We start from the raw sequence: 15,095 nt of genomic DNA, 5'->3' as shown, positions 1-15,095 counted from the left end.
GGTTTCAGCGTAAGCGGAACCAATGGCCGAGACCTACCCAAGCCCCCGTTTTGGAGCCCCGCGCGAGTCGAAATCGCCCGCAAATCCGGGCAGCGGGCTCGTGCGCATGCTCGACATCGTCACGGCCAGCCATGCGCGCGCGGTCGGCTTCCTGGTGCTCTGCGCGCTGCTGCTGTTCCTGCCCGGCTTCTTCACCATCCCGCCGATCGATCGCGACGAAGCGCGCTTCGCCCAGGCCACCAAGCAGATGGTCGAGAGCGGCGACTATGTCGATATCCGCTTCCAGGAGGACGTCCGCTACAAGAAGCCGGTCGGCATCTACTGGTTGCAATCGGCGACCGTCGAAGCCGCGTCGATGCTCAAGCTGCCGAAGGCCGAATTGCGCATCTGGGTCTACCGGCTGCCCTCGCTGATGGGTGCGATCGGCGCCGTTCTCATGACCTATTGGGCCGCCCTCGGCTTCGTCACGCGACGCGCCGCGGTGCTGGCGGCGCTGATGATGTGCGCGTCCGTGCTGCTCGGCGTCGAAGCTCGCCTCGCCAAGACCGATGCCATGCTGCTGTTCTGCGTCGTCGCCGCGATGGGCGCGATGGCGCGGGCCTATTTGTCCTGGCAGCGCGCCGAGGACGAGACGCATCCGCCCTGGAGCTGGCCCGCGATCTTCTGGAGCGCGCTCGCGGTCGGCATCCTGATAAAAGGTCCGCTGATCCTGATGTTCGCGGGCCTCACCATCGTCGCGCTTGCGATCCAGGACCGCGACGCCTCCTGGCTGTGGAAGCTGCGCCCGCTCTGGGGCCTGATGTGGATGCTGGTGCTGGTGCTGCCCTGGTTCGTCGCGATCTTCTGGCGCGCGGGCGATGCCTTCTTCGCCGATTCCGTCGGTGGCGACATGCTGAGCAAGTTAGGGGCCCAGGAATCCCACGGTGCGCCGCCGGGACTCTACCTGGCGCTGTTCTGGATCACGTTCTGGCCGGGCGCACCGCTTGCCGCGATGGCGGCGCCGGCGGTGTGGCGGGCGCGGCGTGAGCCCGGCGCGCAGTTTCTGCTGGCCTGGCTGATCCCGTCCTGGATCGTATTCGAGGCGGTGTTGACCAAGCTGCCGCATTACGTGCTGCCGCTGTATCCGGCGATCGCGATCCTTACCGCAGGCGCATTGGAGCGGCGCGTGCTGTCACGCTCCTGGCTGACGCGCGGTTCGGCGTGGTGGTTCGCGATCCCCGCCGCCGCCTCGATCATCGCGGTCGTGGGCGCGGTGATGCTGACGCGGCAGCCGGCCTTCGTGGCCTGGCCGTTCATCGCGGCCGCGCTGATTTTCGGCCTGTTCGCCTGGTGGCTCTACGACAACAATCGCGCCGAGCGCTCGCTGCTCAACGCGCTGGTCGCAGCCCTGATGCTGGCGGTGACGGTCTACGGCATCGTGCTGCCGTCACTGACGCCGCTGTTTCCGAGCGTCGAGATCGCGCGCGCGCTTCGCAATGTCACCTGCGTCGGACCGAAGGCGGCTGCGGCTGGTTATCACGAGCCGAGCCTTGTCTTTCTGGTGGGCACTCAGACCTTGCTCACGGATGGCTCTGGTGCGGCGGACTTCCTGCGGCAGGGGAACTGCCGCTTCGCGCTGATCGAGCAGCGCTCGGAGCGCAGCTTCGTGCAGCGCGCCGAAGCGATCGGGCTGCGCTACAAGGTCGGCGCGCGCATCGACGGCTATAATTTCTCGCAAGGGCGCGCGATCTCGATTTCGATCTTCCGGTCGGAAGGCACCCAATAGGATGAGCGTCCCGACCGACACTGCGCCGCGTGGCGGCTATCCCGCGCAGTTGCTCGCCGTGTCCTGGCGCGCCCTGGCGCAGCTCGTCCGCTCGCCATCGCATTCGCGCCGGGCCGAGGCCGCCCGTAGACTGGCACGGCACTCGCTCTGGCTCAGCGCAGCGGGCGCAGCGCTGGTCATCGTGCTGATGGTCGGGTTTGATCAGACCGAGATCCTGCTGATGCCGCCGCGCGGCACACCCAGCCTGTGGCCGATCCGCATCCTCACCGATTTCGGCAAGGACGAGTATGTGCTCTCCGTGCTGGGGGCTGCGCTGGTGGCGCTGGCTTTTGTCGCGGCCGGAATGCACGGAAGCCGCCGCGCGCTGCTGCTCGGCTTCGGCACGCGGTTGCAATTCATGTTTCTGTCGGTTGCCGTGTCGGCGTTCGTCGCTGAGATCCTGAAATATCTCATCGGCCGCGGACGTCCATTTGTCGGCGGCCAGGCCAATCCATTCAACTTCATACCGTTCGAGGGGACGGGCGCCTACGCCAGCTTGCCGTCAGGCCATGCCGTGGCAGCCTTCGCCCTGGCGTTTGCCGTGTCGGCATTGTGGCCGCGCCTGCGCCTGTTCATGTTCACTTACGCAATCGTGATCCTGCTGACGCGCCTGGTGCTGCTCGCGCATCACCCGAGCGACGTCGTGGCTGGCGCCCTGGTCGGCATGGTCGGGGCTATGGCCGTCCGTTACTGGTTTGCGGCCCGAAGGCTCGGCTTTGCCATCCGCGCCGACGGCACCATCGTGCCGCTTTCAGGGACGGTTTCGGACCGCCTCAAAAGGGTTGCCCGCGGGGCATCCGCCCCATAAAAGCGGCTGCCTGCCGGGACGCCGGTTCCCTGGGGCAGGTCAATTCCAACCACGAGCCTCGATTTGTCGACGTCCCAGCCTTCGGTTTCAATCGTCGTTCCCGTGCGCAACGAAGCCGACAACATCGCGCCCTTGATCGAGGAGATCACGACGGCGCTCGATGGCCGCTGGGCCTATGAGATCATCTACGTCAACGACGGCTCAACCGACGCGACCGGTGAGCGGCTTGCCGCCATCATGAAGCAGCGGAGCAATCTGCGTCAGCTCCGCCATGCAAGGTCAGGCGGCCAATCCGCAGCCGTGCGCAGCGGCGTACGCGCGGCGCGCGGGGAAATCGTGGCGACGCTCGACGGCGACGGCCAGAACAATCCGGCCTTCCTGCCGGACCTGATCGCGGCGGTCGAGAAGGGGGCAGGACGAGTTGGTCTCGCTGCCGGCCAACGCGTCGGGCGCAAGGACACCGGCTTCAAGAAATTCCAGTCGCGCGTGGCGAACGGCGTTCGCAATGGCATCCTGAAGGACGGCACGCGCGACACCGGCTGCGGACTGAAGGCGTTCCGGCGCGACGTCTTCCTGATGCTGCCGTATTTCGACGGGCTGCATCGCTTCCTGCCGGCGCTGGTCCGCCGCGAAGGCTACGACATTGCCTATGTCGACGTGATCGACCGGCCGCGGCATTCGGGTGTATCGAACTACGGCTTCTTCGACCGGCTGTGGATCGGCATCATGGATCTCGCCGGCGTGTGGTGGCTGATCCGCCGCAAGAAGCCGACGCCTGAGGTGACCGAGGTGAATGCATGATCATCCAATACGGTCAGGCGCTGAGCAATTATCTCTACGACGTCTTCATCGCCAAGTTCGACTTCTGGCTGGCGTTCGGCCTGGTTGCCCAGCTGTTCTTTACCGCGCGCTTCCTCGTGCAATGGATCGCGAGCGAGCGCGCCGGCAACAGCGTGGTGCCGATGGCATTCTGGTTCTGCTCGATGGGCGGCGGGCTGATGACGCTGGTCTACGGCGTCGTGAAGCGCGAGCCCGTGATCATCCTCGGACAGGCGCTCGCGACCATCATCTATGTCCGCAACATCATGCTGATCGTCAAGAACCGCGGCACCGCTTCGAAGACACTGGACCGCTGATCAAAGGGTTATCGCGGCAACACCGAGGCCGCGCCTGAGGCGGACAAGGCGGCCGTTTCCGCCTCGGCTCTACGATAGGGCTCCCCGGCTGCATCCAGCACGGGATAGGCGACCGAGCAGATATGCGAGTGGATGCGGCGCAGGTCGCGCAGCACGTCGAGATGCAGCGATGTGGTTTCGATGGTTTCGGGGCGGCCCTCGCGCAGGCGGTCGAGATGGCGCTCGACCGCGGCAAGCTCGGTGTTGCGCAGCGCCGTCTTCTCCACCAGCAGCTTGCGCGCCTCGTTGGCGTCGCCCGACATGAAGACGCCAAAGGCGATGCGCAGCGAGTCCATCGTGCGCTTGTGGAACGCGGCGAGTTCCTCGGCCCCTTCCGCCGAGAACTGGAAGCGCCGCTTGATCTTCTTGGTGGCGAGCTCGCTCAGGCTCTTGTCGATGATGTCGCCGATATGTTCGAGGTTGATGGCGAAGGAGATGATCTCCATCGCACGACGTCCTTCGCTCTCGTCGAGGCTGCCGCGCATCAATTTCGTCACGTAGAGCTTGATGGCCTCGTCGAGACCGTCGACGAGATTGTCCGTCTTCGAAACCTGGTCGACCAGCGCGCGGTCGCCGGTCATCATCGCGGCCATCACCTTGCGCAGCATGACCTCGACGAGATCGCCCATGCGCAAGGTCTCGCGGGCGGCATCGGCGAGCGCAAGTGACGGCGTCTCCAGCGCGGTCTCGTCGAGATAGCGCGGCCGGGCCGGATCGGCCTCCTTGACGCGATCGGGCAGCAGCCGGTTCAGCAGGCGCGACATGGGGTCGAGCAGGCCGATGAAGAGCACGGCCGTGCCGACATTGAAGGCGATGTGGAAAGCCGCCGTCATCTTGGCGAGATCGGGCTGCCAGGCGTGCATGTGCGCAGCGATCGCGCCCAGGAAGGGCAGGACGAGCGCAATCCCGACCACGCGGTTGATGAGGTTGCCGACCGGCAGGCGATAGCTTGCGGGGTCGTCGCGCCTGGCGCCCTCGAACACGGGATTGATGGCGCTGCCGAGATTGGCCCCGAGCACCAGTGCGAGGGCCGCATAGGGCGAAATGAACTGCGAATAGGCCAGCGACATGATCAGCAGCACGCTGGCAACGCTCGAATGCACCGCCCAGGTGACGAGGGCGGCGATCACGATGCACAAGACCGGGTCGCCGGTGATGGCCGACATCACGACGCGGACGCCGGGCGCGTTCTCCGCCGGCGCCAGCGTGTCGAGCAGGATGTGCAGCGAGAGCAGCATCAGGCCGAGGCCGATGCAGACACGCCCGACGTCCTTGATCCGGGATCGCGGCCCGGCGCGGAAGGCGACGAGCCCCAGCACGAACAGCACTGGCGCAACGGCGGCGATGTTGAACGACAGCACCTGGACGATCAGCGTCGTGCCGACATTGGCCCCGAGCATGATGGCGAGCGCGGCGGCGAGGCTGACGAGCCCCTCGGCCGCGAACGAAGACGTGATCAGCGCCGTTGCCGTGCTGCTCTGGAGCAGCGCGGTGAGCCCGAGGCCGGCGGCGAAGGCGCTGGCGCGGTTGCTGAGCGCCTTGCCGAGCAGGCGCCGCAGGTCGGGGCCGAAGGCGCGCAAGATCCCGCTGTGGACCATGTGCAGGCCCCACAACAACAGCGCAACGCCGCCCAAGAGATCGAGCAGAACCAACGTTCCCATGCTCCGAGTCCGGATTGGAGTCGATTGGTGAGGCTAGCGCCAAATACTTGAGGATCAAACCATTTGTTGGCGCATTGGAGTTAACGTTTGCGGCGCGTGCACGTTCCCGCGGCGCGCGATGCCGCGTCCTCGCGCACGATGCCGCGTGAGCAGGCTCACATTGCCGCCTTGAGGGCAGCGAAGCCGCGATCGAGATCGGCTTTGAGATCGTCGGTGCTTTCGAGGCCGATGTGGAGTCGCAGGGTCGGGCCGCCGGGCGCCCACTTGGTCGCGGTGCGATAGGCATCGCAATCGAAGGGAATTGCGAGGCTCTCGAAGCCGCCCCAGGAAAAACCCATGCCGAACAGTTTTAGCGTGTTGAGCATGGTGTCGACAGCCTTCTGCGGGGCGGGCTTCAGCACGATGCTGAACAGGCCCGAGGCGCCTGTGAAGTCGCGCTTCCAGATCGCATGGCCGGGATCGGTCTCTAAGCCCGGATGCAGCACGCGCGCGACCTCGGGACGGCCTGCGAGCCAGCGCGCCATATCGAGCCCGGAGCGATGATGCTGCGCGAGGCGCACCGACAACGTGCGCAGGCCGCGCAGCGCCAGGAAGACGTCGTCGGGACCGGCGCAGACGCCGAGCAGGCGGATGCCTTCGGCAATCTGCGGCCAGGCCTTGGCGTTGGCCGAGATGGTGCCGAACATGATGTCGGAATGACCGCCGATATACTTGGTGGCGGCCTGCATGCTGATGTCGACGCCCTGCTCCAGCGAGCGGTGATAGAGCGGGGTTGCCCAGGTGTTGTCGTCGATGACGAGGGCGCCGCGCGCATGCGCGACCTCGGCGATGGCGCGGATGTCGGGCATCTCGAAGGATTGCGAGCCCGGCGCCTCCACCAGAACGGCGCGGGTGTTGGACTTGAACAGCTTTTCGATGCCGGCGCCGATCAGCGGATCGAAATAGGTGGTCTCGACGCCATAGCGGGTCAGCATGCCGTTGCAGAAATTGCGCGAAGGCCGATAGATGTTGTCGACGACCAGAATATGGTCGCCGGCCTTCAGCACCGCGAGCAGGGTGGTGGAGATCGCCGACAAGCCCGACGGCACGATGCCGACGCCGGCGCATTGCGGCCCCTCCAGCGCCATCAGCGTATCCTGGAAAGCCCTGGTCGTCGGAGTGCCGTGGCGGCCATAGGTGAACTCGCCGCGATGGGCGTGCAGGTCCTCGGCAGTCGGATAGAGCACGGTCGAGCCGTGGAACACCGGCGGATTGACGAACCCCTTCTGCGCCTTGGTGTCGCGGCCGGAGGTGACCAGCCGGGTCTCGGCGTGTTGCTCTTGGGGGTGCGAGGAATCCATGCGTCTGCTTTCAAAACCGCGTTTCCACCGGACGCATCGCGCCCGCGGGCCGGCCGAGAGGCCACTCTCGTTAATAACAGAATACAGAAGAGTCCCGTCAACCCCTTGACCCGGCTCGCCAGTCGTTCTGTGATGCGCAGGTGCTATTCAGTCGCCGCATGTTGAGGGGCCTGCCGCGACCTTCGATCCATTGCCTGAGCGGTCTTTGCGTCACAGCCAAAATGGCGGGCGCCAGCGGCGGGGATGAAGGTATGGCCTTTCGAGATCGGCGAGTGTTCGGCAAGGTTTCCCAGCATGATTCTTGCCAGGCTTCCCTGGCAGAGACGATCCTGAGACAACATTCCTGATCTTGAGACGACCTTGAAAGGCCCGAAGCCCATGAAACGCGTAACCCTGGCTCTCACTCTTGCTCTCGCCGCCGGCCTCGCCGCCCAAGCCGCCGACGCGCAAACGCTCAAGACCGTCAAGGACCGGGGCATGCTGTCCTGCGGCGTCAGCCAAGGCCTGCCGGGCTTCTCGTCGCCCGACGACAAGGGCAATTGGACCGGTATCGACGTCGACGTCTGCCGCGCCATTGCCGGCGCGATCTTCAACGATCCGACCAAGGTCAAGTTCGTGCCGCTGTCCGCCAAGGACCGCTTCACGGCGCTGCAATCGGGCGAGATCGACGTGCTCTCGCGCAACACCACCTGGACCATCTCGCGCGACACTTCTCTCGGCGCCAACTTCACCGGCGTGACCTATTATGACGGGCAGGGCTTCATGGTGAAGAAGTCGCTCAAGGTGAACTCGGCACTCGAGCTCAACAGCGCATCGGTCTGCGTGCAGACCGGCACCACCACCGAGCAGAACCTCGCCGACTACTTCAAGGCCAACAACATGAAGTACGAGGTGATCGCATTCGCCACCAACGACGAGACCGTCAAGGCCTACGAAGCCGGGCGCTGCGACGTCTTCACCACCGACCAGTCGGGCCTGTACGCCAATCGCCTCAAGCTCGCCAATCCCAACGACCATATGGTGCTCCCGGAGATCATCTCGAAGGAGCCGCTCGGCCCGATGGTGCGCCACGGCGACGACCAGTGGTTCGACATCGTGAAATGGACGCTGTTTGCGATGATCACCGCCGAAGAGCTCGGCGTGACCTCGAAGAACGTCGACGAGAAGGCGAAACTGGAAAACCCGGAGCTGAAGCGCGTCCTCGGCAGCGACGGCAATTTCGGCGAGCAGCTCGGCCTGACCAAGGATTGGGTGGTGCGGATCGTGAAGGCGGTCGGCAATTACGGCGAGGTGTTCGACCGCAACGTCGGCGCGGGCTCGCCGCTCGCCATCAATCGCGGTCTCAACAATCTCTGGAACAAGGGTGGTCTTCAGTACGCGCCGCCGATCCGCTGATCACCCCTGATCGGCCGACAGCGGCATGAGCACCGAGGCCCGAAAACCGCCGCTCCAGATCGCGCTGAAGATCCGGCGCATTCTGGGCGGCAAGGCTGGCTGGAACGGCGTTGCCGTCCAGTTTGCCTTCGCGGCGATCCTTGGGTGGATCGGCTACGAGATCGTCTCCAATGCTCGCGCCAACCTCGAAAACCAGCACATCGCTGCCGGCTTCGGCTTCCTCAGGAACAATGCCGGCTTCGACGTCAACCAGACCCTGATCTCCTATACCGGCTCGGACACGTTCCTGCGCGTGTTCGTGGTCGGGCTCTTGAATACGCTCGTGGTCTCGGTGGTGGGCATCGTCTTCGCCACCGTGATCGGCTTCATCGTCGCGCTATGCCGGCTGTCGCCCAATTGGCTGTTGTCGCGTGTCGGCGAGATCTATGTCGAGGTCATCCGCAACCTGCCGCTGCTGTTCCAGATCCTGTTCTGGTACCTCGCCGTTCTCGCTGCCTTGCCCAATCCGCGGCAGAGCATTTCGCTGCTCGGTATTGCCTTTCTCAGTAATCGCGGCCTCGTCGTTCCCAGTCCGATCGGCCAGGGCGGCCTCGGGCCGTTCCTGGCGGTGCTGGCGCTCGGCGTCGTCGCCTCGCTGGTGCTGCGTTTCCATGCGCGGCGCGCGCTGTTTCAGGAAGGGCGGATGATCCGGATCTGGCCCTATGTGCTGGGGGCGCTGTTCGGATTGCCGCTCGCCACCATGCTGGTGTTTGGTCTGCCCTTTACCTTCGAGCTGCCGCAGCTTCGGGGGTTCAACTTCGCCGGCGGCTCACGCATCATCCCGGAATTCGTGGCGCTCACGGTGGCGCTGTCGACCTATACCGCTGCTTTCATTGCCGAGATCGTGCGTGCCGGCATTCTGTCCGTTCACCAGGGGCAGATGGAGGCGGGATCCTCGCTCGGTCTCAGCCGCGGCGCCACGCTCCGCCTGATCGTCGTGCCGCAGGCCATGCGCGTCATCGTACCGCCGCTGACCAATCAATACCTCAACCTCACGAAAAATTCCTCGCTTGCGGTCGCGATCGGCTATCCTGACCTCGTGTCGGTCTTCGCCGGCACGTCGCTGAGCCAGACCGGGCAGGCGATCGAGATCATCGCCATGACGATGGGCGTCTATCTCCTGATCTCGCTCCTCACCAGCGCCGTCATGAGCGTTTACGGTTGGCACGTCAGCCGGAGTCTGGGCGCATGAGCGATGTCATCTCGTCCAGCTTCGTCCGCAGGGACCTGCTCGCCGAGCGTCCCGCGCCGGTGAAGACCACAGGCTTCATCGGCCTGATGCGCACGCGCCTGTTCAACTCGCCGACGAACATCCTGCTGACGATCCTGGGCGCCTTGCTGCTCTGGTTCACCATCGTTCCTTCCGTCAAGTTCCTGATGTTCGATGCGGTCTGGAGCGGTCAGGACCGCACCGCCTGCCTCGCCGAGAACGCCGGCTTTGCGGTCGGCGCCTGCTGGCCCTACATCCAGGCGAAGCTCCCGCAGCTGATCTACGGCTTCTATCCCGAGGCCGAGCGCTGGCGGGTGGATCTGACGCTGTTGCTCGCAGCCGTCCTGCTGTTGCCGCTGCTCGTTCCGCGGCTGCCGGCGAAGGGCCTGAATGCCGGCCTGTTCTTCGCCGCCTTTCCGGTGGTCGCATTCTTCCTGCTGCACGGCGGCGGCATCAAGGGCTTCGGCCTGAGCTGGACGGCCGGCCTGCTGCAACTGTTCGACGAAAGCATCCTCGGTGCCGGGCAGGCGCTGCTCAGCTTGAGCAAGACGTCCGCCGTCGCTCCGCTGCTGTGGGTCGTCGGAAGCCTCGTCGTGCTGCTCGGCACAGCGATCCAATGGCTGATCTTTCCGCTCACTTGGCTGCGCGATTATATTCAGGGCATGGGGCAGCCGGTCTGGGCTGATTTTGCCATCACGGCCGCGATTGTCGGCCTGATCGCATTCGTTCTGGGCGGTGGCGTTCGCACCGGCGGCCGGGCTCTGGCATCGAGCATCGGCACCTTGATTGGCATCGCGATCGTTATCAAGCTGATGGGGCTCGACCACGGGGGATTGCCGATCGTGGCAACCAATCTCTGGGGCGGCCTTTTGGTGACGCTGGTCGTCTCCGTCACCGGCATCGTCACCTCGCTGCCGATTGGCATTGCGCTCGCGCTCGGCCGCCGCTCCACCATTCCGTTGATCCGGATCTTCTCGATCGCCTTCATCGAGTTCTGGCGCGGCGTGCCGCTGATCACCGTGCTGTTCTTCGCGACCTATATGCTGCCCCTGTTCCTGCCCGGCAATTTCACCGTCGACGGTCTGGTCAGGGCGCTGATCGGCATTGCGCTGTTCACGGGCGCCTATCAGGCCGAGAACGTTCGCGGTGGGCTCGCTGCGATACCGCGCGGTCAAGGCGAGGCGGCGGCCGCCCTCGGATTGTCCTGGTGGAAGACGACGTCGCTGATCGTGCTGCCGCAGGCGCTGCGTCACGTCATTCCGAACCTCGTCAACAGCTTCATCTCGCTGTTCAAGGACACCTCGCTGGTTTCGATCGTGGCGCTGTTCGACCTCCTGGGCTCGCTGCGCGCCTCGTTCTCGGATCCAAAATGGTCGACGCCGTCGACCGCGTTCACCGGTTTCGCCTTCGCCGGGATCATCTATTTCATCTTCTGCTTTGGAATGTCGCGCTACTCGCTATTCGTCGAGCACCGTCTCAACGCCCACCGCCGCAACTGATCGAGGCCACCATGTCCGACCCCATCGTCAAGATTTCCGGCCTGAATAAATGGTATGGCGAATTCCACGTCCTGCGCGACATCGACCTCGAGGTCCGGAAGGGCGAGCGCATCGTGATCTGCGGGCCCTCGGGCTCCGGCAAGTCCACGCTGATCCGCTGCATCAATGCGCTGGAGGAATTCCAGGAGGGCGAGATCGTCGTCGACGGCATCGAGCTCGGTCCCAACCTCAAGCATGTCGATGCCGTGCGTCGCGAGGTCGGCATGGTGTTCCAGAGCTTCAATCTGTTCCCGCATCTGACCGTGCTCGACAATTGCACGCTGGCGCCGATCTGGGTCCGCAACATCCCCAAGAGGGATGCCGAGGCGACCGCGATGAAGTTCCTGGAACGGGTCAAGATCCCGCACCAGGCCAACAAGTTTCCGGGGCAGATGTCCGGCGGCCAGCAGCAACGCGTCGCGATTGCCCGGGCCTTGACCATGAACCCGAAGGTGATGCTGTTCGACGAGCCGACCTCGGCGCTCGACCCCGAGATGGTCAAGGAGGTGCTCGACACCATGGTCGACCTCGCCGAGGAGGGCATGACCATGCTGGTCGTCACCCACGAGATGGGCTTTGCCCGCGAGGTCGCCAACCGCGTCGTGTTCATGGACGCCGGCCAGATCATCGAGGCCAACACGCCGAAGGAGTTCTTCGCCGCCCCGCAGCACGCCCGCACGAAGCTGTTCCTGAGCCAGATTCTGCGCTGAGCCTCTGCGACCCCACGGCCTCGTGGTCTGACTGACCGCAAGCTTGGCACCATCCGAATCAGCTCGTCTCTTTTCGGACCATCCTCCGGAGAGAGACCTTGCAGAGCAGTGCCGGCGCGCGCGCATACCAGAATGCGCGATGGGAAAAGAAGCTGAAGAAGCAGGCGGACGCCGTCATGGCCTTCGCGATCGAGGCGCCCGCAAGCCGGCCCCCATCCAGGTCACGGGTTTCGGGCACGCCACGGGGAAGGGCCTTCAGACGATGGATCATGTGCTCGCCGACCCGATCTTCATTCCGCAATCGGCGCGGCATCTGCTGGCCGAAAAGGTCTATGATTTGCCCTGTCTGATCACGATCGATCCCATCCTGGACGCGCCGCCTTCGGAGCTTCCCATGCTCCGCAATGGCTATGTGACTTTCGGCGTGTTCAACCGCATCTTCAAGATATCGGACGAGGCCATCAGGGTGTGGTCGAAGGTGATGCGCGCGGTGAGCGGATCGAAGATCATCATCAAGAGCGGGCTGCTCGACGATCCCTTGCTGCGCGACCGTCTGGTCGCGCGGTTCGTGGAACAGGGTATCGCCGAAGAAAACGTCATCTGCATGGGCTCGTCCCGGCGCTCCGAGCATCTGCGGGCCTTCGCGAGCGTCGACATTTCGCTCGACACGTTCCCGCAAAATGGCGGCATCAGCACCTGGGAATCCCTTTATGCGGGCGTTCCGGTCGTCGCCAAGCTCGGCAACGGCGCTTCTTCGCGCGCCGGCGGGTCGATCGTCGCGGCCGTCGGTCTCGGCGACTGGGTCGCAGAGGACGATGAAGGTTATGCTTCGATCGCGTGCAAATATGCGGCGCAGCCTGCCCATCTGGCGAAGCTCCGCGCAGAATTGCCGGCCCGGATCGCAGCTTCGCCCGCCGGCAATGTCGAAATCTACACGCGGAACGTCGAGGCGGCATATCGCCAGTTCTGGCGCGACTATTGTGTCGCGGCATCAGAAACCGGAGACATAGCGTGAGCCTGAGCCGGATTTTGCCCCGAGCACCGGAAATCCCGGGCGCCCGCGGTCCAGCCGACCGGGCGGCCTAGAGGACGAATCAGCTAGACTCTCCATGCGGGTACCTTCCGGAGAGACATCTTGCAGAGCAGCGGCGCCGGCGCGCGCGCATTCCAGAACGCGCGATTGCAGAAGAAACTGATGAAGCAGGCGGACGCCGTCATCTCCGCCGCGGCGAGCGCCTATGGCCAGCGTCGATACACGGAGACCGAGGCGCTTTGCCGCGAGATCCTGAAAGCGCTGCCGGACCATTTCGATGCCACGCATTTGCTCGGTCTGTGCGCGCATGACGGCGGGCGCCTGGAGGAGGCGCAACAGCTGCTCGAGCGCGCGATTGTGCTCGATCCGCGTTCGCACGAGGCCTTCAGCAACCTCGCGACCGTCTACTTCGACCTGAAGAAATTCGAGGATGCGCGCCGATGCCAGGAGAAGGCGATCGCGCTGAAGCCGAACTTTCCGCTGGCTCTTACCAATCTCGGCAATACGTTGCTGCACATGAATCTCCCCGGGCAGGCAATCGAATTGCACGATCGCGCCATCCGCCTGAAGCCGGACTATGCCGATGCCTTCTGCAATCGCGGCATGGCCGAACTGATGATGGGTCAGTTCGAGCGTGCCAGCGAAAGTTTCGATCGCGCCCTGTTGTTTCAGCCGCGTCACGCGGAAGCAATCGCCGGCAAGGGCATGGTGAGCATCGAGCGTCGGCACTACGATGAGGCGGAATCTGCGCTCGCAGCCGGGCTCGCGATCAAGCCCAATTCGGCGCGGATGCTGGCACAGCGCGGACGGCTCAATTTCGACCTGTCGCGCCTGGAGCAGGCGGCCGCCGATTTCGATGCGGCGCTGGCGCAATCGCCTACGCTCGAGCTGGCGCTGCGCGGGAAAGCGCAGGTCAATATCCTGCTGGGAAACACGGCGCAGGCGATCGCGGCCGTCAAGACATTGCTGGAGGAAAATCCGCGATCCGAGATCGGAATGGCGCTGCTGGCGTCGTGCTATGCGAGCCAGGGTGACATCGCGACGGCGCTTCAGCATCTCGATGCCGCGCTCGAGCTCAGCCCGGGTTATTCGGACGCGATCGCGCGCAAGATCTTCTTGCTGGATTATCTCTCCGAAGCCGGCTTTGCGGTTCAGCAGGAGGCCCGAAAATCCTGGTGGGATGCGGTCGGCGCCAAATTGCCGCGAAGGACGTTGGCGCCACGCCAGCTCGATCCGGACAAGCGCATCGTGATCGGATACGTCGCATCCGAATTCAGAAACCATTCGGCCGCGCTCACTCTGTTGCCGGTGCTGCGCCATCATGATCACACAAGGTTCGAGATCATCTGCTATTCCTGCTGGCCGTTGCCGGATGAGATGACCGAACGATTCAAGCCTCTGGCGGACGTCTGGGTCGACGCCGGGCAGCTTTCGGACGACGAGCTGGCCGACCGTATCCAGGCGGATAAGGTCGATATCCTGATCGACGTATCGGGGCATACGACCGGCAACCGACTTCATGTTTTTGCTCGCAAGCCCGCGCCGATCCAGGTCACGGGTTTCGGGCACGCCACCGGGACCGGCCTTCAGACCATGGATTACGTGCTCGCGGATCCGGTCTTCATTCCGCAATCAGCCCGACATCTGCTGGTCGAGAAGGTTCACGATCTGCCATGTCTGATCACCATTGAACCCGTGCTGGACGTGCCGCGGTCGGAGCTGCCCATGCTCCGCAACGGCTACGTGACCTTCGGCGTGTTCAACCGCATCTACAAGATATCGGACGAAGCCATCCGGGTGTGGGCAAAGGTGATGCGCGAGGTGAGCGGATCGAAGATCATCATCAAGCACGGACTGCTCGACGATCCCTTGCTGCGCGACAGTCTGGTCGCGCGGTTCGTGGCGCAGGGCATCGCCGCAGAGAATATCACCTGCATGGGCTCGACCTCGCGCCACGAGCATCTGCTGGCCTTCGCGAACGTCGACATTTCGCTCGACACGTTCCCGCAAAATGGCGGCATCAGCACCTGGGAATCCCTTTATGCGGGCGTTCCGGTCGTCGCCAAGCTCGGCAACGGCGCCTCCTCGCGTGCCGGCGGCTCGATCGTGGCTGCCATCGGCCTCAGCGATTGGGTCGCCGACGATGATGAAGGGTATGCCGCGATCGCGTGCAAATATGCGGCGCAGCCGGCCTATCTGGCAAAGCTGCGGGCGGAATTGCCGGCCCAGATCGCAGCTTCGCCCGCCGGCAATATCGAGATCTATACGCAGAAGGTCGAGGCAGGATATCGCCAGTTCTGGCGCGACTATTGTGCCGCGGCCTCGGAACGCGGCGACGTCGTGTAGACGCTGAGGACCGGAAAATCGCGGGGGGCGATGCTG

The 15,095-nt window shown here is 64.4% G+C and carries 12 protein-coding genes and 1 pseudogene; 10 read left to right on the top strand and 3 right to left on the bottom strand.

Annotated elements, in window-relative coordinates; translation table 11 throughout:
- The first annotated feature begins 22 nt into the window (after nucleotides 1–22).
- The 4 genes from P6U27_RS18465 to P6U27_RS18450 all read left to right on the top strand — a co-directional run bounded on the left by P6U27_RS18465 (nucleotide 23) and on the right by P6U27_RS18450 (nucleotide 3,748).
- Nucleotides 23–1,765: an ArnT family glycosyltransferase gene (locus P6U27_RS18465; protein ID WP_407194368.1), complete on the top strand. Its 1,743-nt coding sequence runs from the start codon at nucleotides 23–25 to the stop codon at nucleotides 1,763–1,765.
- A gap of 1 nt (nucleotide 1,766) precedes the next feature.
- Entirely contained in the window at nucleotides 1,767–2,612 is an 846-nt protein-coding gene (locus P6U27_RS18460; protein WP_407194367.1) for a phosphatase PAP2 family protein, read from the top strand.
- 63 nt (nucleotides 2,613–2,675) lie between these two features.
- On the top strand, nucleotides 2,676–3,413 hold the full coding sequence (locus P6U27_RS18455; protein WP_407194366.1) for a glycosyltransferase family 2 protein: 738 nt from the start codon (nucleotides 2,676–2,678) through the stop codon (nucleotides 3,411–3,413).
- Complete coding sequence (locus tag P6U27_RS18450) at nucleotides 3,410–3,748, top strand: lipid-A-disaccharide synthase N-terminal domain-containing protein (protein ID WP_122403304.1); 339 nt, start codon at nucleotides 3,410–3,412, stop codon at nucleotides 3,746–3,748. Before P6U27_RS18455 ends, P6U27_RS18450 begins: the two co-directional genes overlap by 4 nt.
- A gap of 8 nt (nucleotides 3,749–3,756) precedes the next feature.
- Here P6U27_RS18450 and P6U27_RS18445 read toward each other — a convergent pair whose 3' ends face one another.
- Nucleotides 3,757–5,448, bottom strand: coding sequence for a Na/Pi cotransporter family protein (locus P6U27_RS18445; protein WP_407194365.1), 1,692 nt, complete (start codon nucleotides 5,446–5,448; stop codon nucleotides 3,757–3,759).
- Nucleotides 5,449–5,603: 155 nt separating this feature from the next.
- A complete protein-coding gene (gene metC / locus P6U27_RS18440) occupies nucleotides 5,604–6,788 on the bottom strand; it encodes a cystathionine beta-lyase (RefSeq protein WP_407194364.1) in 1,185 nt (394 codons plus the stop codon).
- A gap of 378 nt (nucleotides 6,789–7,166) precedes the next feature.
- Between metC and P6U27_RS18435 the strand changes: the two genes are divergently transcribed.
- Genes P6U27_RS18435 through P6U27_RS18420 form a run of 4 tightly spaced genes read left to right on the top strand, consistent with a single transcriptional unit; the run spans nucleotide 7,167 to nucleotide 11,680 of the window.
- Entirely contained in the window at nucleotides 7,167–8,183 is a 1,017-nt protein-coding gene (locus tag P6U27_RS18435) for an amino acid ABC transporter substrate-binding protein (RefSeq protein WP_122406680.1), read from the top strand.
- A 25-nt stretch (nucleotides 8,184–8,208) separates the two neighbouring features.
- Nucleotides 8,209–9,414: an amino acid ABC transporter permease gene (locus P6U27_RS18430; protein WP_407194363.1), complete on the top strand. Its 1,206-nt coding sequence runs from the start codon at nucleotides 8,209–8,211 to the stop codon at nucleotides 9,412–9,414.
- The gene (locus P6U27_RS18425; protein ID WP_407194362.1) at nucleotides 9,411–10,931 is read left to right on the top strand and encodes an amino acid ABC transporter permease; all 1,521 of its coding nucleotides are present in this window, start codon (nucleotides 9,411–9,413) and stop codon (nucleotides 10,929–10,931) included. The genes P6U27_RS18430 and P6U27_RS18425 overlap by 4 nt, the downstream gene beginning before the upstream one ends.
- Before the next feature lie 11 nt (nucleotides 10,932–10,942).
- Nucleotides 10,943–11,680, top strand: coding sequence for an amino acid ABC transporter ATP-binding protein (locus tag P6U27_RS18420; RefSeq protein WP_027574517.1), 738 nt, complete (start codon nucleotides 10,943–10,945; stop codon nucleotides 11,678–11,680).
- 58 nt (nucleotides 11,681–11,738) lie between these two features.
- Here P6U27_RS18420 and P6U27_RS18415 read toward each other — a convergent pair whose 3' ends face one another.
- A complete protein-coding gene (locus tag P6U27_RS18415; protein WP_407194555.1) occupies nucleotides 11,739–11,951 on the bottom strand; it encodes a hypothetical protein in 213 nt (70 codons plus the stop codon).
- Between P6U27_RS18415 and P6U27_RS18410 the strand changes: the two are divergent.
- Both P6U27_RS18410 and P6U27_RS18405 read left to right on the top strand, forming a co-directional pair.
- Nucleotides 11,877–12,695 (top strand): annotated as a pseudogene (locus P6U27_RS18410) (acetylglucosamine transferase); the annotation flags it as partial. The gene P6U27_RS18415 and the pseudogene P6U27_RS18410 sit on opposite strands and share 75 nt — an antisense overlap.
- Before the next feature lie 120 nt (nucleotides 12,696–12,815).
- Nucleotides 12,816–15,059 (top strand): tetratricopeptide repeat protein, encoded by a 2,244-nt coding sequence (locus P6U27_RS18405; protein ID WP_407194361.1) that lies wholly within the window; start codon nucleotides 12,816–12,818, stop codon nucleotides 15,057–15,059.
- Nucleotides 15,060–15,095: the final 36 nt, after the last annotated feature.

The organism is Bradyrhizobium sp. STM 3566 (assembly GCF_045571445.1).
In the GTDB taxonomy this organism is placed as follows: Bacteria; Pseudomonadota; Alphaproteobacteria; order Rhizobiales; family Xanthobacteraceae; genus Bradyrhizobium; species Bradyrhizobium vignae.
The sequence above is the reverse complement of the archived record's forward strand: the minus strand, read 5'-3'. Positions and strand labels throughout refer to the sequence as shown.